The sequence below is a fragment of the Acinetobacter sp. ANC 4470 genome (genome assembly GCF_002135335.1).
In the GTDB taxonomy this organism is placed as follows: Bacteria; Pseudomonadota; Gammaproteobacteria; order Pseudomonadales; family Moraxellaceae; genus Acinetobacter.
In genome coordinates this window covers 212297-234435 of record NZ_NEGC01000002.1, presented here as the reverse complement: position 1 = coordinate 234435, position 22139 = coordinate 212297, and the positions used below count along the sequence as shown (strand labels likewise).

Sequence of the window (22139 nt, the reverse complement as noted above, 5' to 3'; positions counted from 1 at the left end):
CATTTCCCCTATAAGCATGCTGCAAGCCTTGTTATTGTGTTGCAGCATGTTGATCTGTTCAGTCACATGGAGCGAAGTTGCCACAGCGACGGATGACACTGCTGAAGCGGTGGTACTAGGCAAAATTGTAAAAGATCAACAACAGGCAGCGCAAAATAAAACGTCAATACAGGGCAATACCGAAACACCACTACAACAACCAAAAATTGCCAATGATATGGCAGATGGCGAATCTATTCGTGGATTGCCCACACTTAATGATCCCGTGGTTGATCAGGCAAATTTACTTTCTGCGAGTGAAAAACAAGCCTTAAGTCAGCGGATCATTAAATTACATCAAGAAGGTAAAGCGCAAATTGGTGTGGTGATTGTGCCCACTACGGGGCAAGAAGATATTTTTGATTTTGCCATGCGCATTGCAGAAAAATGGCAATTGGGTTCAGCAAAACAAGACAATGGTTTGCTCATGGCAATTGCGGTGAATGATCGGCGTATTCAAATTCTAACCGGTTATGGCTTAGAAGGTGTTTTACCCGATATTGTCGCCAGTCGTATTATTCGCAATCAAATCACGCCTTATTTTAAGCAAGCCCAATATGTACAAGGTATTGATGCTGGTTTAGCAGAAATTGAACGTATTTTAAATATGGACCCTGACGTGGCCGCACAAGCCGCAGAGGAACTCAAAGAACGCCAAGCACAGGCTTTACACGAACAACAAGCCAAAGAGAAAACTTTGAGTACGGCATTATTCATATTGATTGCAGGCATAGTGGCTTCTTTTGTTGTGGGTAAACGCTTAAGTGCTTCAACTGCTGCGGTTGCAGGCACAGTCGCAGGTTTGGTCAATGGTGCAGGTTTAGTTACCAGTTTGTTGATTGGTGGTGGGATTTTCTTTTTATTGATTACTGCGATTGCGCAAACGATATTTCAGCTGTTTTTAGCTTCCTCTGGTGGACGTGGTGGCAGAGGCGGTGGTGGTTTTGGTGGCGGTGGATATAGCGGTGGTGGCGGTGGTTTTGGCGGGGGAGGAGCATCAGGCTCATGGTAACAACAACAGATACGACAGAAATTGTCACACAGCCTAAAATTGAAGAAGTTGCTCAGCCGAGCTTTAAGCGTTGGCTCAAGCATTTTCTATATATGCCTGCTGCGAAGCGTTATTTTTCTAAACAAGATCAGCAAGCAATTGCTCAAGCTGTAACTGAAGCAGAACACGGGCACATTGGAGAAATTCAGGTCGTCATAGAAGGTTATATACCATCAAATCAAGCGTATAACCAAACGACCCGTATGCGTGCACGACAGCTTTTTGCTGAACTGGGTGTTTGGGATACCGAGTTTAATAGCGGTGTGCTGCTATATTTAAACTTATGTGAGCGAAAAGTTGAAATTGTGATTGACCGTGGCATTCAACAAGCGACTGAACAAGTGGTTTGGGATGGAATTTGTCAAAATATGATTACACAATTGGCAGCGCAGCAATATAAAGCAGCTGTGATCAACGGTGTATTTAGCATAGGTGAAGTATTAATGGAGTTTTATACAGATTCAATAGCAGATCAACAAAATGAATTGAGTAATCATCCCATTATATTGGGCTAGAAAATGGTGTTTAAGTGACAAAAAATGTCATTTTTTTACCAAAAAAAACATTAGAACCACACTGTAACAATTTTATTTTTTTAAAGTGCTGTTTTTTCTGTTAATTTTATTATAATCACTTTTGGCACATTTAGTGCTAAACATAAAATAAGCTAAATAAGTTTATAAAGCTTATAAATAAACAATAAACATTTGTGGAGAATGTTATGAAATCTATACAAAAGGGTTTTACTCTTATTGAATTAATGATCGTTGTAGCGATTATCGGTATTTTGGCTGCAATTGCACTTCCTGCATACCAAGACTACACCATTCGTACCCGTATTACGGAAGGTTTAACAATTGCTGGTGATGTACAAAAGCAGGTTGCTGGTGCTCCTACGGCTGTTGATCTTAAGGTTGCAGTCGATACTTGGAATGCACAAGCTGGTACTAATGGTGCACAAAGTAAGTATGTTAAATCAGTAAAAGCAGTGGCTGATACTGGTGTAATTACTATTTTATATAATGATGCTACCGTAGGTATTAAAGCAGGTGCGGATACTTTAGTATTAAGTCCGTATGTTCAAGTTGGTGGTGCAGCTGGAGTTACAGCACCTGTAGCTTTGAAAACAGCTTTGGTTGATGGTACAACGGGTTCAGTAGATTGGGCTTGTGCTTCTAAAAATAATGCTACTGCTACAGCTCAAGGTTTAACTGGTGCTGCTACAGGTTTGTTAGAAGCTAAGTATGCGCCATCTCAATGCCGTTAATATTGAGTTAAAAAGAAAGCAGCCTTTGGGCTGTTTTTTTTGTGTTTAAATTCGCACTTTGTATATAAAAATGTGAATAAGTGACAAATTTTGCCTTAATAAATTAATAATTAACTATAAGTGATTGAAATATATTTGTTTAAATATTGGTATGGTTTTTGAAAAGAGAATAAGAATAACGATATAGGCACAGGGGGCAGAATTATGCAACGCGGATTTACTTTAATTGAACTCATGCTGGTTGTCGCAATCATAGGTGTGCTTGCTGCCATTGCTTTACCTGCTTATCAAGATTACAGCATACGAGCACGGGTTTTGGAAGGCGTAACTTTGGCGAGTAGTGCAAAAGCTGCGATGGCTGCAGAAGCGATTGTGTCTGCTGGGGATTTGCAGCGTGTTGCACAGGCTTGGAATGATCAAGCTACGAATAAAGGTGCAACCAGTAAATACGTCGCGAGTGTATTAACAGATGGTCAGACTGGAGAGATTACAATTACATTTAAGGCTTCTATGATTGGTGTTGCTCCTACAGAAAATACACTAATGCTTAGTCCTTTTATTCGAGTCAATGCAACGACCATCGTACCATTACAAACAGCATTGACAGCAGGAAGTACGGGTATTGTCGATTGGGCTTGTTCGTCTAAAACGCAAGAAACAGCTAAAGTTATGGGAATGATTGGAGCGACTTTAGGTACAATACAACCTAAATTTGTTCCATCAACTTGTCGTTAGTCGAAAAAATATAAACTAAACGGTGTTTTAAGGTAAAGCATGAAAACAGCAAAATTTAAGTTTGTTACTGCACATTTAATTATTTCTATATGCGTGGCTGTCGTTGCTGCTGGTATTGTGTTCTTTTGTTGGTATCCATTCCCATTAAATAAAGCGGTAGGTGTTACTCATATTTTCCTGATGATGCTGGGGATTGATATTGTTTTAGGTCCGTTTTTTACTTGGTTGGTTTATAAAGAAGGTAAAAAGTCACTGAAATTTGATTTGACCGTGATTATTCTTATCCAAGTTATAGCGTTGGGGTACGGGCTTTATCAGATTGCAGATGGTCGTCCAGCATGGTTAGTCTACAATGTTGATCGTTTTGAGTTAATTAAGAATAATGAAATTGTGATGGAAAATCCTGAGCAGATTCAATCACAATTTAAGCAGGTATCTTGGTTTAAACCGCAGTTTGTGGCTGCTGAATTTGCAAAAGATCCAAAGCAGAGAAATAAAGAAATGTTTGCCGAGATAGGATCTGGTATTTCGATTGCACAACGTCCAGAGCGTTATGTTGAACTCAACAAAGCAAAAAAACAAATGCAAAAACGCGAACAAAAAATTGAATTATTACAGCAGTATAATAACAAAACCGATGTAGAAAAAATCTTAGCAAAATATCCACAGGCAAGTGCTTTTTTACCGATGAAAGCCAGTGCAGTAGATATGACCGTTTTAATAGATCAAAAGGCGAATGTCGTTAAAATTGTAGATTTACGCTCATGGCACTAAATCATTAAGAACGATGTAAGAAAAGCAGATTATCATTTAATCTGCTTTTTTATTACTATAGGCCCATTCTATTTTCACTGATTCAATCATGAAATTTTTCTTATTGCTTTTAGCCAGTGTATTCATTGCCCTTGGCTGGCTTTTGCCTATCCATTACCGCCCGTGGGTGACGTATACAGGTGAGCTATTTGCCTTTTTATCGCTGTTTGCCCTTGCTGCCCTTTATTTAAAAGACAAGATTAAGTTACCTGTTATCAGTTTGCCTTTATTGTTTTTGACTGGCGTGCCTCTATTGCAATATTTTGGCGGTGAACTCTTCTTCTTGGACAAAGCCTTACTTTGTTCACTCTTTGTTTTCGGATTTTGGCTTTGCAGCGTGTTGGGATATAACCTGACCCAAAGTAAAATCGACAGAGAAAATATTTTTATTGGTTTTAGCACGGTTGTACTCTTGTCAGGAACATTGACGGGCATCATCGCCATTTGCCAGTGGTTAACTCTAGATGCCCATATTCCGGGCATGGTGAATATGCAAAATGCTGTGCGCCCATATGCAAACTTTGCTCAACCAAATAACATGGCGACATTTTTGATCATGTCGTTACTGGCTAGCTTATATTTATATGAAAAACAAAAAATAAAAACATGGGTTCTTAGTCTTTGTGCATTTATCTTGATCTTTGCCGTGGCACTGAGCCAGTCTCGTACTTCTTGGGTGGCGTGTTTGTGTATTCTTGTTTACGGCGCTTATCAGCAATATAAAGGACTGATTACACTTAAGTGGTATTACACGCTGGCATGGCTTGCGCTCTTTATCGGTTTAATTGCGCTATTACCTGCGGTTACGCAATGGATTGGACAGATCACAGGCGTAGACATTGCTCAAACCAAAACGGCTGCTGAGCGCGCAACAGGGGATATGTCCCGATTAGCCATTTGGGAACAAATGCTGCATGCCATTTTAGATCGTCCTTGGTGGGGCTATGGTTGGAATCAAACCAGTGTTGCTTATACCTTGGTTAGTGATCATTTTCAGGGGCCAGTCTGGATACGTAGCGCACATAATTTTATTCTTGATTTTGTATTGTGGAATGGCTTACTGATTGGAATTCCATTTTTGGCATATTTTGGTTATTGGGGTTGTCAGCTCAATAAGCATGTCAATTCAGTGGAGTCCGTGATCGGTATTTTAATGATTGGGGCAGTGCTGGTTCATGCCATGCTCGAATTCCCACAATATTATGCTTATTTCTTGCTTCCTGTGGGCTTTATTCTGGGGCTGGTACAATCGCAGCAAGCGAATATCAAGACCATTACGCTTTCACCGCATTATATGCGTGTGGTTTATGTTGTGTCACTGCTGTTATTGGGATTGATTATTCGAGATTATACTGTTGTCACTGCAAAGCTCAATCAAGCGATACGTTATGAAAAAACATCTGAAAAAATAACCAATCAAAAACCCATTTATTTGCTTGAAGAATTTGATCGACGGATTGCATGGATTCGTATGAGTCCATATACAACGCTTAATCAGCAGGAATTGAACGAAATTCGGGAAATTGTTTTAAATTATCCGACCAAATATGATCTGATTAAATATGCCAAAGTACTGGCTTTTAATGGTCATGAAAAAGAAGCAAGGCATCAGCTTTGGCTACTTAAAAAATTAGGAAAAATGGATCTGGATTATGCGTCATTAGCCCAACCCATTTCTAAAAAATAATATTAACTGCAAAACAGCCAGTTAATTGATTTAATACCATTTTAGTTAAGGGTTTTAGAAATAAAGCCCTTAACTTTTTAGTTATACGCGACGGCGTCTTATCGCTTGTTTTTAGAAGAATGTAAGTTTAGATTTGATGATGATCGTCTAAAACAACAATTAAAAATTTTGCGATTTTGCGTTGGCATTTAGACCTTATTGAGTACAGTCCGAAAAATCTTATTTTTAGCTCAAGCAAACCACACAAGTGTCTAGTCCTAAAAGATTAGATAAAAAGCCGAATAATATTCGATACTATTCGGCTTTTTTGAGGCTAATTATTATGGTGTATAACGTAAATCATAACTTTGTTTACGTATTTTGAGTTGTTGCTCGCGTTCCTGCATTGTCACAAATTTTGTGCCTGTAGGTAATTCATTTTTCAAATCAGCCAGTTTTACTAATTTTAAAGCCGCTGTTGGTAAAGGCTGATCCGATTGACCTGATAGACCTTGCCAGCGTGGGTTTAAATAACCTCGATTCAAACCATCGGTATTCACCCAGTTATAAATCCCCGGATCTTTTTTCGAAATGACATACGTATAACTACCATCTACATTTGCTACAGACTGGGTGTTATTTAAGCTTTGTGTTTTATTGATATAGTCAGTTGTGATAAACCACTGATTATAAACAGGCAGAATAAAATAGTTCGCATCGGCAAGTGTTGTTGTAAAAATTAAAGCTTCATCGTCGGCAATATTAAAAGGACTATAGGTTGCTGCTTGTGTTGACAAACGACCCTGTGCTCCCCCTAATGTAATCTCTGGAAGGGTATTAACTACAGGTGTATTGGAAAGTTGATAATAATATTGATAAGCAGGCCCCGCACTTGTCAAGCTCGAAAGAAAACGATTTTTCTGTACTTCTTTACTTACGGTCACAGTGCGTTGAGATCCATCTGCACGCACGATGCTGAGTTTATCAAACTGCTGATTTTGCCAGTCGCTAATTGTGTTTCGAATAAAGAGGGATGAGCCATTTTCTTTTAATTCAATATAATTTAAATAATTTGATGGGGCTGATTTTTTACTGAGATAAATTTCAAATGAACCATCTTTATTTCTTTTTAAATCACTGGTAGCAAGGTTTGATAACGTTTGGTTATTTTGATCCCATAAGGAAAAATTGACGTCTAAAGGAATTTTGCTGTTCGCCGCTGCTTTAATGACATAACTCACATTTGGATCAAGCGGGATACTCCGATAAGTCGTATCTGGATTATCAAATACTGTACGTGAACCCAGTGTATTTAAACCGAACCATGAGTGGGCGGCAGCTAACGTAGAAATAATTTTTTCATTATTTCGATCACTATTAAAAATAGAGAGAGCACTTGCAAAAGCACTTTCCTGTGCCGCTTGATTTAAGAGCGTCATATTATAGTTATCAATTGGGGTATGATTATTTTTTGCAATTTGTAGTAAATCTTGTGCTTTTAATTTTAAAGCTTCTTGAGCTTCTGCAAGATTTATAAACTCTAATGCTTGTTTTTCAGCATTAATTTGATCTTCACTGGCTAAGCCATTTAAGCTAGTCGTCGGAGTAATTGCAGGTTGAATGACTTGATCTTTGGTTTAGGAGAGAGATTTTCTTTTATTAAATAATCAATTTTGCTGAGTTATAAAGAAATGAAGATATATATTTTTCTGCTTTTTCATGCTTAATTTATGAATAATTTAAAGCTATAAAAAACCCGCTTTAAAGCGGGTTTTTAAATTCAGCTATATCTTGGTGTTAGTGTTGAAGTACAGAAATATCCGCCACACTGGTAAATAAGCCACGTAATTGAGCCAATAAACGTAAGCGGTTGGCTTTCAATTCTGCATCATCTGCCATGACCATTACACCTTCAAAGAATGCATCCACAGGCGCACGTAAAGCAGCAAGCTTAGACAATGCAGTAGTGTAATCCTTCGCAGCAAATAATGGTTCAACTTCAGGTGTAATTTTAGCAAGTACAGCGAATAATGCTTTTTCAGCATCTTCAACCAAGTTTGCTTCAACCACTGCGCCCGTTGGTGCAGCTTCTTTGGCAAGAATATTGGCAACACGCTTATTTGCAGCAGCAAGTGCAGCAGCTTCAGGTAATGCACGGAAGTGATTTACCGCAGTAACACGCTTGTCAAAATCTAAAGGTGATTTTGGCGACAATGCTTGAACTGCTTGAATCACATCAACTGCAACACCTTGGTCTTCATACTTGGCACGGTAACGACCTTCAAGAAATGCAACAGCATCCGCTAAAGTCTTCGCGTGATCTGCTACAACATCGCCATAAGCGTTTAATGCAAGCTTGATTAAATCTTCAATCGACACATCAAGATTGTTCTCAGTCACCAAACGTAAAATACCAATGGCAGAACGACGTAAGGCAAACGGATCTTTCGAACCTGTTGGTGCTTGACCAATACCAAAAATACCCGTGAGCGTGTCTAAACGGTCGGCAAGGGCAATGGTTGTGCCTGTTTTGGTTTGCGGTAAAACATCGCCTGCAAATTTAGGTAAATATTGCTCACCTAAAGCTTCAGCCACTTCATGATTTTCGCCTTCAATGCGTGCGTAATACGTACCTGCAATGCCTTGAAGTTCAGGGAATTCACCGACCAATTCAGAGGTTAAGTCGCATTTAGCAAGTAGTGCTGCTTTTTCAGCATCAGCTGCCGTTGCGCCCGTGATGCTTGATAAAGCCATAGCCAATTTTGCAATACGTTGTGATTTATCCCACAACGTACCCAATTGTGCTTGGAACACCATGTTTGCAAGTTTTTCTTTACGCGATGCTAGCGGTTGCTTTTGATCTTGTAAGAAGAAAAATTCAGCATCTGACAAACGTGGACGAACTACTTTTTCATTGCCTTCAATAATTTGAATCGGATCTTTAGACTCAATATTTGAAACAGTAATGAAATAAGGCTGTAATTTATGATCGCTATTGACCAAGCAAAAATACTTTTGGTTGTCTTGCATCGTGGTGATCAAAGCTTCTTGTGGTACGGCAAGGAAGCGTTCTTCAAAACTGGCACGTAGCGCAACAGGCCATTCTACCAATGCGGTCACTTCATCACGCAGGTCGCTTGGTACAATCGCAATCGCATTGACTTCATCAGCCAACGCTTTGACTTGTTGGTCAATGATTGCTTGGCGTTCTGCAAAGTCAGCAACCACATAAGCCGCTTTTAACTTGGCAAGATATTCATCTGCATGAACCAAAGTAATCGCTTCAGGGGCATGGAAACGATGACCATAAGTCACATTGCCTGCTTTATGGTCTTGAATAGTGGCTTCAATCACATCATTGTCTTTGAGCAATACCATCCATTTTACAGGACGGACAAATTCAGTACGGCTTGCCGCTGAACGCATACGTTTTGCAATTGGGAGGTTATCCAAAGCTGCTTGTAAAATTTGTGGCAATAAAACGTCAAGGCTTTGACCTTTAACATCTTTCAAGAAGCACACTTTTTCAACTTTACCTGCTTGGAAAGTGGTGACTTGATCCGCAGTAATGCCTTGACCACGCATAAAGCCTTCTAAAGCTTTAGTTGGTTTGCCTTCCGCATCAAAAGCCGCTTGTTTTGCAGGGCCGTCAAAGCGTTTTTGTGTATCAGGCTGCGCGCCATCGACATTCACAATTTTAAGTGCCAAACGACGTGGCGCTGCATAAGCTTCGATTGAGTCGAATGCAAGACCTGCATCTTTTAAGCCTTTTACCGTTTCAGCTTGTAGTGCATCACGTAATTTTTTGAGGCTTTTAGGTGGAAGTTCTTCACAGCCAAGTTCGAACAATACTGTATGTTTAGACATTATTTGCTCTCCTTGTTTGCTTCTTTCGCTTCTGCTTCAACTTGTGCTTTTAACTGCGCCAAAACTTCATCACGTAATTTAGGTTCAGCCATCGGGAAGCCTAGCTTCGCACGTGCAGCCACATAACTTTGTGCGATTGAACGCGCCAAAGTACGTACACGTAAAATATAACGCTGACGTTCAGTCACTGAAATTGCACCACGTGCATCAAGCAAGTTAAAGCTATGTGATGCTTTAATCACTTGTTCATAGGCAGGCAGTGGAAGTTCAGCTTCAATCAAGCGTGTCGCTTCTGCTTCGTAAAAATCGAATAGTTCAAACATTTTTTCGACGTTGGCATATTCAAAGTTATAAGTTGATTGCTCAACTTCATTTTGATGGAATACGTCACCGTAAGTCACAGTACCGAATTGACCTTTAGTCCAAACCAAATCGTAAACAGAATCGACACCTTGCAAGTACATGGCAAGACGTTCAAGACCGTAGGTGATTTCGCCTGTCACTGGGTAGCATTCAACACCACCCACTTGTTGGAAGTAAGTGAATTGAGTTACTTCCATACCGTTGAGCCAAACTTCCCAACCTAAGCCCCAAGCACCTAATGTTGGAGATTCCCAGTTGTCTTCAACAAAACGAATGTCATGAACAAGAGTATCAATACCAATGGCTTTTAAAGAATCTAAATATAGTTGTTGGATGTTGTCTGGGTTTGGCTTAAGTACCACTTGGAATTGGTAGTAGTGTTGCAAACGGTTCGGGTTTTCACCATAACGACCATCTTTAGGACGACGTGAAGGTTGTACATAAGCCGCGTTCCACGTTTCAGGCCCTAAGGCACGAAGGAAAGTTGCTGTGTGGAATGTACCTGCGCCCATTTCCATGTCGTAAGGTTGCAGGATGACACAACCTTGTTCAGCCCAGTAATTTTGTAAGGCAAGAATTAAGCCTTGGAAGGTATCAATATGCGATATGGCGCGACTCATGGTCATCCACTTAAAATTAGAGAAAAATTGTGCTCAATTATAAGGTTTTTGCGAAGGTGTGGCAAAGGTTATGCACTTATACTTTCCTTCTGCTTTTGCTCTACCCAATGCTGAAAATCGGGATGATTCTTAATTGGATGAAAATCTTCATCACTTATCACATCTTCTATTGAATAGTTGAAGAATGATAAAAGACTTCCAAGTATAGAAGTGTTCTTATTTTTATATTTGATTTTATTCAAGTGACTCACCGCTAATTTTGGTTCATTTAGTAATGAGTAAACTTTTGCTTTTTCTAAGGATAATTCTGTACATAGATTTAGACTTGCTAAAGCTTTTTTTAGCAAATCATTTTTTGTAGTTTCGTCATTAGTTAGAGAGTGCTGATATCTGTAAAGCTCATAAAGTTTCCTAGCTTTAATATTAATATCCTCTGAGATATCTTTCTCAATGGATAGCTGATACTTTATTTCAGCTTCTTCAAGAAATTCATTTTTGTCTATTCCTTCTAATTTTGCCGTAGCAAATAAAGCGTCGCCCCAATACCAATATGTAGCATCGTGATCGGGTGATAATTGCGATATTCTTTCACAAACTTCTATTATTTTTTTTAAGTTCTCTTCATGAGGAGAGGGTATTTTGTTAGCAATGAGGTCTTCTAGATAAGCCAATAGCATGTCTACTTGATCAGCATGTTTAAATTGGCTAATAGCTGTATTAGTTTCTAATATTTCTATATATTTTTTAATTTTAGCAGTATATCTATGTTGAGAGGTTTTCGATGTTTCAAATCTAATTTCCTCTAGATACATTTCTAATTCCTTATATGGTCGCTCAATAAAATCTAAACTGCAATCAAGCAAATAAGAGATATTCATGAATGTTTCATCAGCATCACACTGATAAATGACTTTACATTCTTCATCATTTTCTAAGAAATTGTGACTTTCTTTCTGTAAAACTTGATTGCTATATTCCAACCAATACAGCCAATTGTTATATGGACGTAACTCGTTTAAGGCATCCATAAGAGGGTCGTTTTCTCCACTATAACCAGCTACGACCCAAGTTTTAGAACAACCAGTTGAACGAACGATTTGGCTTAGTGTTTCTTTATGAGCCTCTAGTTGATCAGTAGTATTACGCTGGACAAAGCCAACATGTTGACCATTTAAATAGACGATACTTGGATCATGTAACAGCTCGGCATTCACCTTACCCATTGCACCTAAATCATAAATTGCAGGGAATGGATACATACCAACCATATAACAAGCATGGATTAATAGAGGGTCAAAATTAACAGTGAGTATTCTGCTGAAATAGCCTTGTTTTAATAACTCTGCAATTGCGATATGAGCAAAGTTGAGTTTTGCCTTTTCTATTCCTTTATCTTCATTTCCTTCAATAAACCATTTGAATAACTCTTTACGTTTGACATTCGATAGTTTGGTCATAATGTCATTGTATTGAAGTTGGCTTAAATCTTCTTTAGCAAGCTTTTGTTCTTCTTCGGTAAAATAATTTGGAAAGTTTTCAATCGCGATTTTCATCAGTTTTTGAGCAGGTGGTATACCTGCTGAAACAGAATTACCTGCACCAACAAGGAGAATAGCACCACCATCTTCTTTGGCATCTTTAAGGGAGGCAGCTAAATGCTTGAGTAATTCTTCGCGATTTTGTTCCATTTTTTTCTTGAAGTTATAAAGTTGCTTTATATTAATCTTAAGCCAATGTTTATCAAAATATTTTATTGAATCTAAGTTATTTTAAAATGAGGACGACAAATGAATTGATAAATTTAAGATAGAAAATAAATACACCTTATTGTTTCATCATTCTATAATTTGTAAATCAATTCCACAATAACCAAAGGCATACTGTGTTTCATTCACAACTTAGATGGCTCAATATCTTAAAACCCAACTTTAAAATTCTTCCGTTAAAAGAGCGCTTACTGTGCGGTATCGGTGCATTGTTAGGGCTACTACTTTCATCATTGATCAGTTGGTTGGTGTTGGGTGATATTAACGCATGGTATATCGCGCCCATGGGGGCATCATCGGTATTGTTATTTGCCGTACCTGCTAGTCCGTTGGCACAGCCGTGGAATATGGTGGTTGGTAACACTATTGCAGGTGTTATTGGTGTGACCTGTGCAATGTATATCCCAAATTTAACCGAAGCCTTTAGTGTTGCCGTCGGGCTTTCTATCGTATTAATGATGACGACAGATTCACTGCATCCACCAAGTGGTGCAATAGCGATTACCGCTGTATTGGGTGGGGAAGCTGTACATCAACTGGGTTATCATTTTATTTTTTATCCAGTTTTATTGAATTCTATTTTATTATTGGCGATTGCAATTATATTTAATCGCATGCTGGGAAAACAATATCCGCAAGTTGCACAAGTCAATCAGCGCTCCAAAGATCCAACGCCCACACAAAAAGTCACTATTCAACCGCAAGATATTCAAGCCACTTTGGATCAACAAACTGAGCTTTTAGATATTAGTGAATATGACTTACAAAAAATTATTTTAGCTGCACAAGAAAAAGCCAATGCGAGGGGAGTGAGTCAGTTTAAGTGCCAGGATATTATGAGCAAAGATGTCATTGGTTTAAATGAACAGGATGACATTCATTCGGCTTTGGATAAATTCAAACATATGAATTTAATGAGTTTACCTGTGTTAGATGCTCAGCAGCAATTAGTGGGAACACTGGCTTTATATGAAGTAGTGGAATGGTTTAAACGTGCAAATGATCTGAGAACGACGTGGGAGCATCAAGTGAAACATATTATGGTGCGTCAAGTGGTTACAGTAAAACCAGAACAACCGATACAAGATTTGGTGCCTTATTTTGTCGAACGCTCATTTAATTATATTCCAGTGGTTGAAAATCAAAAAATGGTGGGTATTATTAGTCGTGCAGATATGATTGCGGCATTAAATCAACAGCTGAATCAAGTCAGCGCATAGCGAAATATAGACAAAAAAAAGCTACGACTCTTTGGGGAAAAGTCGTAGCTGAAAACTAAAAATGATTAACGGTATGGATCATTAAAATTTTGATTTACCGTACGAACGGGATTTTGATAGCCTTGAGCAGGATCGATATCTATTTGAAACTGTTTTTTAGGCATAATGAGCCATAAAACCAAATAGACCAAAATTCCTGGGAATGCAGCGCTCATTAGAGAAACAATGACGAAGATAATGCGAAGCAAATTTGCATTCCAACCAAATCGTTCAGCAATACCCCCCATTACACCTGCAACCATATTTTGGCGGTTAGAGCGATACAAGCCAACATTGGCCATCTAAGTCTCCTTAAAATTAAAAATAGATGAATTAAAACAATTTATTCATACTGATAAAATGGTGATGTAAATCAGTTTTTAAAGGGTTATCGACTAGAAAAATAGTTAAGTTGTGTAACTGGACATTTGTTTGTATTGAGTGATTAGATAAAAGAGACCTATTTAAAAAAAATCAATTAAATACCATCAAGCTCATGGAGCTGATGACGTAGAGCATCATCAAATTATTTTGCATCGTGGTAATGGGGTAGCGTTTTTTTATCACATTGATCAAGCTCAAAGCTTGGTCATGGATTTAGCTAAAATTTCTAATCAGACTAAGCGGAATAGACAATATTTTGCGCAGGGCAATGCTTTTCCTCAACATGCGTATCGTTTAGTGAAAGAACCAGTTAGATCAAGCCTATGATCAAATTCAGATGACAAAAACCTCCAAGTGCGGAGGTTTTTTTATGCTAGGGATATTGATTTGCAATTATTTTAATTCAGTTTGGTGGGTTGTGAGGGGCTCGAACCCTCGACCAATAAATTAAGAGTCTACTGCTCTACCCGCTGAGCTAACAACCCTAAGCCTATTTAAAACATGCTTTTAAATAAAGTGCAAGATGAAGCAAAATTTCGATAATGGCAAAGTGACCGAAATGTCAGGGGTTATCGTATTGAGAAGATTTTCAGGTTTCATTTCTGGTCAGGAAGACAGAAAGAAATTTGAAGAAATAAATGGTGGGTCGTCCGCGATTCGAACGCGGGACCAACGGATTAAAAGTCCGCTGCTCTACCAGCTGAGCTAACGACCCATTTGAAAAGAGTGCTTTAAAAGCTAAAAAAACTTCATGGTAGAAGTTTTTAGAAGATGGTGGGTCGTCCGCGATTCGAACGCGGGACCAACGGATTAAAAGTCCGCTGCTCTACCAGCTGAGCTAACGACCCATCTCTAGGTGATCAAAATAAGTGGTGGGTCGTCCGCGATTCGAACGCGGGACCAACGGATTAAAAGTCCGCTGCTCTACCAGCTGAGCTAACGACCCTGAACCAACATTCAAGTATGACCTGAATGAGTAGTGCAAGAAATATTTTCTAAACACCACTTCGTTTTGATGGGCGTATTGTAGCAAGTTATGAAACGAGCGCAAGTGAAAAATAGCAAACTTGTTGGCGTTTGATTATAAATGCAACAAATTTGCTATATCTAGTCAAAAAACATGCTTTTTGAATTAGAAACGGTATTGATAAGCTTGAATATTATTGAATATTTCAGCCGTTAAATCACAGTATTCTGTTGCATTTGGCAGTAAAACCAACAAGCGTTCGTCTGTTTTATTAGGATCAAAGGCTTGTTCTTTTAACTTGTTTTTTTGGTATTTAAAGGTGCCTGTGGTTTCAACTTGTACTTGAACACGTAAGAACACAGGAACCGCATATGCTGGCAAGCATTTTTTAAATTCAGTTGCCATTTGCTGTAAATCTTGTTTGGTAAATTCGGCATGATCTGCCAGTGTAATGGCTGCCATACCAGCACGACCATTGGTATTGGGAATTTCTACTCCATAAACCACGGCTTCAGCAATTTTTTCATATTCACTGACTATATTTTCAACTTCGGTGGTTGATACATTTTCACCTTTCCAGCGGAATGTATCGCCTAAGCGGTCAACAAATTGAGCATGACGAAAACCAATATCACGCACCAAATCACCTGTATTAAAGAAAGAATCCCCCTGAGTAAAGACATCTTTCATCATGACCGATTTGTTTTTTTCAGGGTCGGTATAGCCATCAAAGGGTGAACGACGGGTAATTTTGCCCACAAGTAAGCCAACTTCACCCTTTTTGACTTTCTTACACCAACCTTTAGCATCTTTCACAGGGGTATTGCTTTCTTTATCAAATTCAATAATCGCATAAGGCGTAGGGGAAAAGCCGACTGTATTATCAAAATTAAAAATGTTGCTGAAACCAACATTGCCTTCGCTAGATGCATATAACTCGAGAACTTCTTCTACACCAAAACGTTGTTTAAATTTGTCCCAGATATTTGGGCGCATGCCATTGCCGATCATTTTTTTGACACGGTGTCCATGTTCAAGTTCAGAGCTTGGCGCATCTATGAGGTAACGGCATAACTCCCCGACATAGCCAATAGCAGAGGCATCAAATTTTTTGACATCTTGCCAAAAAGCAGAAGTTGAGAATTTACGTCGCAAGGCCAGTGTTGCACTGCCTGCAATCACACCACACCAGCAGACCACAATACCTGTTGCATGGTAAAGCGGTAGGGTGCAGTACATCACATCATCGTTTGTTAAAGCCAAGATATGACCGTAGGTACCATATGCCAACGTCCAACGGCTATGGGTAAAAATAACTGCTTTAGGTAAACCTGTCGTGCCTGAGGTGTAGATGTAAAATAGACCATCTTTACCTTGAATACTGTGCGTGGTTGGTGTGTTGAATTTAGGAAAGTGAATAATTTTCTCTGCTAAATTTGTCCAGCCTTTAGGTGTTTTACCGGCATCAACTAAAGTTTCCTGATCTGCAAACCAGTGAAAGCGATCTTCTTTGAGGAGCAAGTCTTGACGTATTTCGTCTACTGCGGCACGGCATTCTTCACCAATAATAATGGCGATAGGTTTGACGAGATTAATACTATGCGTTAATGCTTTACTGGTTTGTGAGGTGTTGACTAAAGCCGCGGTGACCCCAATTTTGGCTAAAGCAATAATGGTAGCTACCAGTTCGGGGCGATTTTCCACCATGACGGCAATCACATCACCTTTACGTGCCCCAAGCGACAAATAAAAGTGCCCAATTTGGTTTGCCCATTCATTAAGTGCTTGATAGGTAAATTTTTGCTCTTCAAATAATAAAGCATTCCCTTGAGGATTGCGCTTGACGGCTTTTTCAAATGCAATGCCTAAGCCTGCGGGTGTATTGGGTGTGCGTAAATAGGCTTGTTTCAGTCCACTCAATAAATGCGGGACTTTACTGATAAATTTGGGTAACTTTGCTGTGACATCAGCAATACCAATCAGATCACTTTGTGTATTGTAGTTCATAAAAATCCTATTTATTTTTCATAATCCAGTATGTCTATTTGTTTGCGTTCATGTATACAGCTGTCTTTTTAGTGGTTTAACCCTAGAGCAATCAACCTAATTTGCTCAAAATAACAAAAAAAACCTAGTCACCGAAATGACTAGGTTTTTTTATTTTGCTGCATTAGAGCGAATTATGACTCGTTTGCAGGTATTACTTTCTTTGGTGGACGACCACGAGGGCGACGAGGACGGATAGGTTTGTCTTCATCATCTTCAGTTTCATCATTGTTAGCATCGGTTTTTGGTTCTGCTAATGCCTGTACGTCTTGAGCAACTTCTACAGGCGCTTCAGCTTGTACAGGTTTTGCTTCAACAGCCTTAGGCGCTACTGTTTTTGCAACAGGTGCAGGTTTTTCAGCCTTAATGACGGGTTTAACGGCCACTTTTGCTTCATCCACCACCACTACGTCTTCGATTACAGCGACTTGCTCTGTAATAGGTTCGTTTTTGGTCGCTACTGCTTCAACCACTTCTTTGGTTGTTTCAGGTTCACTATGCGTTTGCTTGGTTTGCTCTAGAGCTTGTTCCGCTGCAAGTTTTGCTAAACGACGACGTTCACGTGGATCATTGGCAACACGCTTATCTGAAATAGCAGTAGGTGGTATTAAGTCCAATACTGCTGCTGGTTCAGCCTCTGGCGCTGCCTTGGTTACCGCAACATCACGTGTAACAGGCTGTACTGGTGCTTCTGCCTCAGTTGCTTGATGCACGATGGTCGCAGCATATTGCTCAGTGAATTTCACCAATGCACGATTGAATGTTGGGATTAAACCAAACTGTTCAATCAGTACTGAACAATCCTCACCATACACATGGCGAATTAAACTGCCCACCGTATATTGCCCCAAGGTTGGAACCTGTGATGGATTCAACTTTGGCACTGGAGCCTGTTGTTTCGCTTGATTGTCACGTTTTTGGCGACTACGCATGCGTGGGTCGTTACTCGCACGGCGATCAGCAGAGCGTGGTTTATGTGCTTCTTGCGGTTTAGTTGTTGTTGCTGGCTTTTCTTCCTTCACAACCACTGGTTTTTCGGTTACCGCGACTTCAGTTTCTGTCACAGCGACAGGTGTTGCTGGTACAACAGGTGCTTCAACAACAGCTGATGCCGAGTTTAATGCGATGATTTCGCTCTTCGCTTGATCGACATTAATCACTAATGCAGTGGTCATAACATCCTGACGAGGTGTATCAATTACTTCGACTTTAGGTTGTTGTTCATTCACTACAGGAGCGGCAGCAACCGCTTGTTGAGGTGCTTGTTCGTTTAATACGCTTTGATCGCGGTGACGATTTGGGCGGTTTGGACGTTGCTGATGATTGCGGTCACGGCGTGGAACAGCATTTTGCTCGAGTTGAACTTCAGCATTTTGTTGTTCTGGATGTGGACGTCGAGTCGGGCGCTTGTTTTCACGCGGATCTTGACGTTGTTCCTGACGCGGATCTTGACGTTGTTCCTGACGCGGATCTTGACGTTGCTCCTGACGAGAGACTTGAACAATTTCTTCATGCACTTGGTTTTGTTGATTGTCATGCTGAATTTGTTCGCGTTGCTCTTTCGGCTTGTTAACGCGCTTTTTATTGTGACGTTGCGTTTTTTCTTCTTTATCAGAATATTTATCGGCAACTTCACGCTGTTCCTGTTTCTGTATCACAGGCGTATTTGGCGTTAAGTAAGCATTGTTGTTTGCAGTCACAACTGGTGCACTTTGAACAGGTGCAGCCGTTGTAACTTGACCTACTTGACCAAATTGACCACGACTTACAGCACCACCATTGATCATTTGTTCAATGGCTGCGGCAGCATTGTTTGCAGTACGTGCTTGATCAACAGTTTTCGCTTGCTTTTGTACAAACAAGTTTTCTAACCATGCACATGGGCTTGCTGAAGCTTGAGCAACAGGCGCAACTTGAGCTGGCTGTTGTTGCTGTGTTTCTTGAGCAACTTGTTGTGGACGACGTTGTTGCTTGTTGTCTTGTTGCTGAGCTTGCGGTGCAGCTTGAGCTTGTTGTCCATCATCTAAATGCCATTCAGACGATTCGTAACCCAACTCTTTTTCGCTTGAACGCGTAGCTTCAGTGCGTTCATAGCTGGTTGGGGCAAAGCCTTCGGCATTATAAGTAATTTCGTAATGCGGCGTTTCTAAATGTGGGTGTGGTAAAACAGTCACACGTACATTTGAAGTTTGTTCTAGGTAAATGAGGCTATGACGCTTTTCATTCAACAAGAATGCTGCAATTTCAACAGGAACTTCAACTTGAACTTCACCATGACGTTCACGCAGGGCAATTTCTTCCACTTTACGCATAATCGAAAGGGAAAGAGAGCGTAAGTCACGCACCATACCTGTGCCATGACAGCGTGGGCAAACGTAACCCGTCGCTTCTTCTAAAGAAGGACGTAAGCGTTGACGACTCATCTCCATTAAGCCAAAACGAGACAATTGACCGAATTGGATACGGGCACGGTCGCTTTGCGTTGCTTCGCGAAGTTTTGCTTCAACCATACGTTGGTTACGGTCTTTGGTCATGTCGATAAAATCGATCACCACTAAACCACCGATATCACGTAAACGCAGTTGACGCGCAATTTCTTCTGCTGCTTCTAAATTGGTATTTAAAGCGGTGTCTTCAACATCGTGACCACGCGTCGATTTCGCAGAGTTAATGTCGATAGACACTAAAGCTTCTGTTTGGTCGATGACAATTGAACCACCAGAAGGAAGTTTAACTTCACGTTCATAAGCAGTTTGAATTTGGCTTTCGATACCGAAGTGAGCAAATAAAGGCTCATTTAATGTATACGTTTTTAACTTTTCTAATTGACGTGGCATCACGGCTTTAACAAAGTTATACGCTTCGTTATAGGCTTGTTCAGAGTCAATTAAAATTTCAGCAACATCGTCACGTAAATAGTCACGAATCGCACGTGTTACCACACCCGCTTCTTGATGAACTAACATCGGTGATGGACCAGAGCTTGCAGTGCTTTGAATTTGTGCCCAAAGGTCTAGCAAGTGCTGTAAATCAAGTTGTAATTCTTCTTGAGAACGACCAATACCTGCAGTACGAACAATCACGCTCATGCCACGCGGTGTATTGAGTGACGCCAACATTTCTTTCAATTCTTCACGAACTGAACCTGAAATTTGACGACTAATACCGCCACCTTTTGGATTATTTGGCATAAGTACCAAATAACGTCCAGCCAGTGAAATAAAGGTAGAAAGGGCAGCGCCTTTATTACCACGTTCTTCTTTTTCCACTTGAACCAAAAGCTCAGTGCCTTCAGTGATCAATTCACGGATATTTGAAGTTTGACGTGGATCTGCTTTGTAGTATGAATTTGCGATTTCACGCATAGAGAGGAAGCCTTGACGACCTGCACCATACTCAACAAAAACAGCTTCTAATGAAGGCTCAACGCGAGTCACGTGACCTTTATAGATATTGGATTTTTTTTGTTCACGGGTACGATTTTCTAAATCAAAATCGTAAAGACGCTGACCCGTGACAAGTGCAACGCGAATCTCTTCGGCATGTGTTGCATTAATCAACATACGTTTCATGGGTATAACACCTAATAGTGATACACAACAAAACATCGCTATTCACGTAGCGAACATCACATATTACGGATCAACACTCAGATCTCAAAATGATACCTGTGGTCTGAGCTTTTTTACCGGCCTTTTTTGTTGGGCTTCGGTTTTTGATTCACGTATTGATGATGACAATACGGCTTCAATCTTTAAACGATTAAAGTCACCTGAGCGGACTCACTGGCGGACAAACGGTGCATTAGATGTGAGTAACTTTCACTGTCACGTAGCTTGAAGATCATCCCTTCGTTTAAGATAGAGCGTCTTGATACGGAATTATCATCGTATCTTTGCTTTATGTGCAGATCCAATGCATCAACGTTGTAGCCTGAATGCGACTTCAGGTTGCGATTCATTTGATGTGTATCAGTTTACGTTTAAGAACCAACTCAAAGTTGGCGACATATTTTTTAGAGCAAACTGATTTATGTACATTAAGTACAATTAAACGCAACAGTTTGCTTTTTTGCCGATATAATAAGCCTTCGGCGTTGGCATATTCTTTAGGGACCTTTCCGTATTTAGTATGAGTTGTAAAATTTAATGTTTAGCTTCAAAAATATTGAAGTAATTAAATTTTTTCACACTAACGGTGGTATCCGTGCGCTGACTATATCAAACCTTGCATCATCTGCCTATGGGCTAAGCTTAAATTTCTTGTGTAAAGCATAGCCTAAGTGATCAGTTTTTAATCAATTTTAGTATTTTTTTGGGTCATAGTAACTGTATGAATTCTACGCAAGAATGGCAAAGTGTCACTTGGTTTGAAGTGGACGAGCATCAATCTGGTCAACGTATCGATAATTTTCTATTTTCTAGGCTCAAAGGTGTGCCTAAAAGTCGGATTTATCGCTTGATGCGTGAAGGGCAAGTTCGGGTCAATAAAAAGCGCATTAAAGCTGAAACTAAATTGGCAATTGGCGATCAAATTCGTGTTGCACCGATTCGTTATGAACCTAAAGATGAAACTGCTGCACCAGTGTCAGACAAAGTCGCACAGAGCTTACTCAGCCGTGTGGTTTATGAAGATGAAGGTTTGATGATTGTAAATAAACCTTCAGGCATTGCTGTACATGGTGGTAGCGGTATTGCTTATGGCTTGATTGAAGGTTTACGCGCAGCCACAGGTAAAAAATATTTAGAGCTGATTCATCGTATTGACCGTGATACCTCTGGTTTAGTGATGATCAGTAAAAAGCGCAGTACGCTTAAAACCCTGCAAGATTTACTGCGTGAACGTAAAATTAAAAAAACCTATGCTGCGATTGTCAAAGGTCAGGTCAGTTTGGATAAGCAACTGATTGATGCACCTTTACATCGTTATGAATTGGCCAATGGTGAGCGTCGTGTCTGCGTATCTAAAGAAGGTAAGCCAAGTCAAACGCAGTGGAATGTCGCAGAGCGTTTCCGTCATGGCACTTTGGTTTATGCTTCACCGCTTTCGGGACGCACGCATCAAATTCGTGTGCATGGTTTGAGTATTGGTCATCCTTTAATTGGTGATGATAAATACGGACATGAAACTGAATATAAAGGCCCTGCGGCACGTCGTTTATGTTTACATGCGCTACGCTTAGAAATTCCGGGTTATCCTTTGATTGAAGCACCTTTACCTGAAGATATGCAGAATTTGGCAGCTCAGCTCCGTGCGCAGTCTAAATAATCTTCTTTAATCCTCCTTTGAAAAAAGG

15 protein-coding genes, 4 tRNA genes and 1 pseudogene are annotated in these 22139 nt (G+C 39.9%); 9 read left to right on the top strand and 11 right to left on the bottom strand.

The window, feature by feature from the left end:
- Positions 1-16 precede the first annotated feature (16 nt).
- From B9T25_RS04270 to B9T25_RS14640, 7 genes and pseudogenes are all read left to right on the top strand, one after another.
- Positions 17-1051 (top strand): TPM domain-containing protein, encoded by a 1035-nt coding sequence (locus B9T25_RS04270; protein WP_086187396.1) that lies wholly within the window; start codon positions 17-19, stop codon positions 1049-1051.
- Positions 1045-1605 (top strand): TPM domain-containing protein, encoded by a 561-nt coding sequence (locus B9T25_RS04265; protein WP_086187236.1) that lies wholly within the window; start codon positions 1045-1047, stop codon positions 1603-1605. The genes B9T25_RS04270 and B9T25_RS04265 overlap by 7 nt, the downstream gene beginning before the upstream one ends.
- Positions 1606-1811: 206 nt before the next feature.
- Positions 1812-2357: a pilin gene (locus tag B9T25_RS04260; RefSeq protein WP_086187235.1), complete on the top strand. Its 546-nt coding sequence runs from the start codon at positions 1812-1814 to the stop codon at positions 2355-2357.
- A gap of 204 nt (positions 2358-2561) precedes the next feature.
- On the top strand, positions 2562-3092 hold the full coding sequence (locus B9T25_RS04255; RefSeq protein WP_086187234.1) for a pilin: 531 nt from the start codon (positions 2562-2564) through the stop codon (positions 3090-3092).
- Between the two features lie 39 nt (positions 3093-3131).
- On the top strand, positions 3132-3866 hold the full coding sequence (gene tfpZ / locus B9T25_RS04250; protein WP_086187233.1) for a TfpX/TfpZ family type IV pilin accessory protein: 735 nt from the start codon (positions 3132-3134) through the stop codon (positions 3864-3866).
- Positions 3867-3954: 88 nt separating this feature from the next.
- Positions 3955-5592 carry an O-antigen ligase family protein gene (locus tag B9T25_RS04245; RefSeq protein WP_086187232.1) on the top strand — a complete coding sequence of 546 codons (1638 nt, stop codon included), beginning with the start codon at positions 3955-3957 and terminating at the stop codon, positions 5590-5592.
- Positions 5593-5688: 96 nt separating this feature from the next.
- Positions 5689-5784 (top strand): annotated as a pseudogene (locus B9T25_RS14640) (IS1595 family transposase); the annotation flags it as partial.
- A gap of 128 nt (positions 5785-5912) precedes the next feature.
- Here B9T25_RS14640 and B9T25_RS04240 read toward each other — a convergent pair.
- The 4 genes from B9T25_RS04240 to B9T25_RS14635 form a co-directional block, all read right to left on the bottom strand.
- Positions 5913-7010, bottom strand: a complete 1098-nt coding sequence (locus B9T25_RS04240) for a DUF1214 domain-containing protein (RefSeq protein WP_086187231.1) — start codon at positions 7008-7010, stop codon at positions 5913-5915.
- 358 nt (positions 7011-7368) lie between these two features.
- On the bottom strand, positions 7369-9438 hold the full coding sequence (glyS, locus tag B9T25_RS04235) for a glycine--tRNA ligase subunit beta (protein ID WP_086187230.1): 2070 nt from the start codon (positions 9436-9438) through the stop codon (positions 7369-7371).
- On the bottom strand, positions 9438-10421 hold the full coding sequence (gene glyQ, locus B9T25_RS04230; RefSeq protein ID WP_086187395.1) for a glycine--tRNA ligase subunit alpha: 984 nt from the start codon (positions 10419-10421) through the stop codon (positions 9438-9440). The genes glyS and glyQ overlap by 1 nt, the downstream gene beginning before the upstream one ends.
- A gap of 68 nt (positions 10422-10489) precedes the next feature.
- Positions 10490-12109, bottom strand: coding sequence for a hypothetical protein (locus tag B9T25_RS14635; protein WP_228146853.1), 1620 nt, complete (start codon positions 12107-12109; stop codon positions 10490-10492).
- A 194-nt stretch (positions 12110-12303) separates the two neighbouring features.
- Between B9T25_RS14635 and B9T25_RS04220 the strand changes: the two genes are divergently transcribed.
- Positions 12304-13407 carry an HPP family protein gene (locus tag B9T25_RS04220; protein WP_086187229.1) on the top strand — a complete coding sequence of 368 codons (1104 nt, stop codon included), beginning with the start codon at positions 12304-12306 and terminating at the stop codon, positions 13405-13407.
- A gap of 65 nt (positions 13408-13472) precedes the next feature.
- Here the strand turns inward: B9T25_RS04220 and B9T25_RS04215 are convergent, their stop codons facing one another.
- The 7 genes from B9T25_RS04215 to B9T25_RS04180 all read right to left on the bottom strand — a co-directional run bounded on the left by B9T25_RS04215 (position 13473) and on the right by B9T25_RS04180 (position 20415).
- Positions 13473-13748 carry a PspC domain-containing protein gene (locus tag B9T25_RS04215; protein ID WP_086187228.1) on the bottom strand — a complete coding sequence of 92 codons (276 nt, stop codon included), beginning with the start codon at positions 13746-13748 and terminating at the stop codon, positions 13473-13475.
- Between the two features lie 491 nt (positions 13749-14239).
- A tRNA-Lys gene (locus B9T25_RS04205) sits at positions 14240-14315 on the bottom strand.
- 154 nt (positions 14316-14469) lie between these two features.
- Positions 14470-14545: transfer RNA gene (locus B9T25_RS04200), tRNA-Lys, on the bottom strand.
- Positions 14546-14602: 57 nt separating this feature from the next.
- Positions 14603-14678: transfer RNA gene (locus tag B9T25_RS04195), tRNA-Lys, on the bottom strand.
- A 22-nt stretch (positions 14679-14700) separates the two neighbouring features.
- Positions 14701-14776 (bottom strand) — tRNA-Lys (locus tag B9T25_RS04190).
- 186 nt (positions 14777-14962) lie between these two features.
- Positions 14963-16804: a long-chain-acyl-CoA synthetase gene (locus tag B9T25_RS04185; RefSeq protein ID WP_086187226.1), complete on the bottom strand. Its 1842-nt coding sequence runs from the start codon at positions 16802-16804 to the stop codon at positions 14963-14965.
- Positions 16805-16977: 173 nt separating this feature from the next.
- Complete coding sequence (locus B9T25_RS04180) at positions 16978-20415, bottom strand: Rne/Rng family ribonuclease (RefSeq protein WP_086187225.1); 3438 nt, start codon at positions 20413-20415, stop codon at positions 16978-16980.
- Between the two features lie 760 nt (positions 20416-21175).
- Here B9T25_RS04180 and B9T25_RS04170 point away from each other — a divergent pair.
- Positions 21176-22111 (top strand): RluA family pseudouridine synthase, encoded by a 936-nt coding sequence (locus B9T25_RS04170; RefSeq protein ID WP_086187224.1) that lies wholly within the window; start codon positions 21176-21178, stop codon positions 22109-22111.
- The last annotated feature ends 28 nt before the right edge of the window (positions 22112-22139 follow it).

Excerpts from the sequence above, each read along its gene's own strand:
- B9T25_RS04270 (WP_086187396.1), top strand. The coding sequence starts at position 17 with ATGCTGCAAGCCTTGTTATTGTGTTGCAGCATGTTGATCTGTTCAGTC.
- B9T25_RS04265 (WP_086187236.1), top strand. The coding sequence starts at position 1,045 with ATGGTAACAACAACAGATACGACAGAAATTGTCACACAGCCTAAAATT.
- B9T25_RS04260 (WP_086187235.1), top strand. The coding sequence starts at position 1,812 with ATGAAATCTATACAAAAGGGTTTTACTCTTATTGAATTAATGATCGTT.
- B9T25_RS04255 (WP_086187234.1), top strand. The coding sequence starts at position 2,562 with ATGCAACGCGGATTTACTTTAATTGAACTCATGCTGGTTGTCGCAATC.
- tfpZ (WP_086187233.1), top strand. The coding sequence starts at position 3,132 with ATGAAAACAGCAAAATTTAAGTTTGTTACTGCACATTTAATTATTTCT.
- B9T25_RS04245 (WP_086187232.1), top strand. The coding sequence starts at position 3,955 with ATGAAATTTTTCTTATTGCTTTTAGCCAGTGTATTCATTGCCCTTGGC.
- B9T25_RS04240 (WP_086187231.1), bottom strand. The coding sequence starts at position 7,010 with ATGACGCTCTTAAATCAAGCGGCACAGGAAAGTGCTTTTGCAAGTGCT.
- glyS (WP_086187230.1), bottom strand. The coding sequence starts at position 9,438 with ATGTCTAAACATACAGTATTGTTCGAACTTGGCTGTGAAGAACTTCCA.
- glyQ (WP_086187395.1), bottom strand. The coding sequence starts at position 10,421 with ATGAGTCGCGCCATATCGCATATTGATACCTTCCAAGGCTTAATTCTT.
- B9T25_RS14635 (WP_228146853.1), bottom strand. The coding sequence starts at position 12,109 with ATGGAACAAAATCGCGAAGAATTACTCAAGCATTTAGCTGCCTCCCTT.
- B9T25_RS04215 (WP_086187228.1), bottom strand. The coding sequence starts at position 13,748 with ATGGCCAATGTTGGCTTGTATCGCTCTAACCGCCAAAATATGGTTGCA.
- B9T25_RS04185 (WP_086187226.1), bottom strand. The coding sequence starts at position 16,804 with ATGAACTACAATACACAAAGTGATCTGATTGGTATTGCTGATGTCACA.
- B9T25_RS04180 (WP_086187225.1), bottom strand. The coding sequence starts at position 20,415 with ATGAAACGTATGTTGATTAATGCAACACATGCCGAAGAGATTCGCGTT.
- B9T25_RS04170 (WP_086187224.1), top strand. The coding sequence starts at position 21,176 with ATGAATTCTACGCAAGAATGGCAAAGTGTCACTTGGTTTGAAGTGGAC.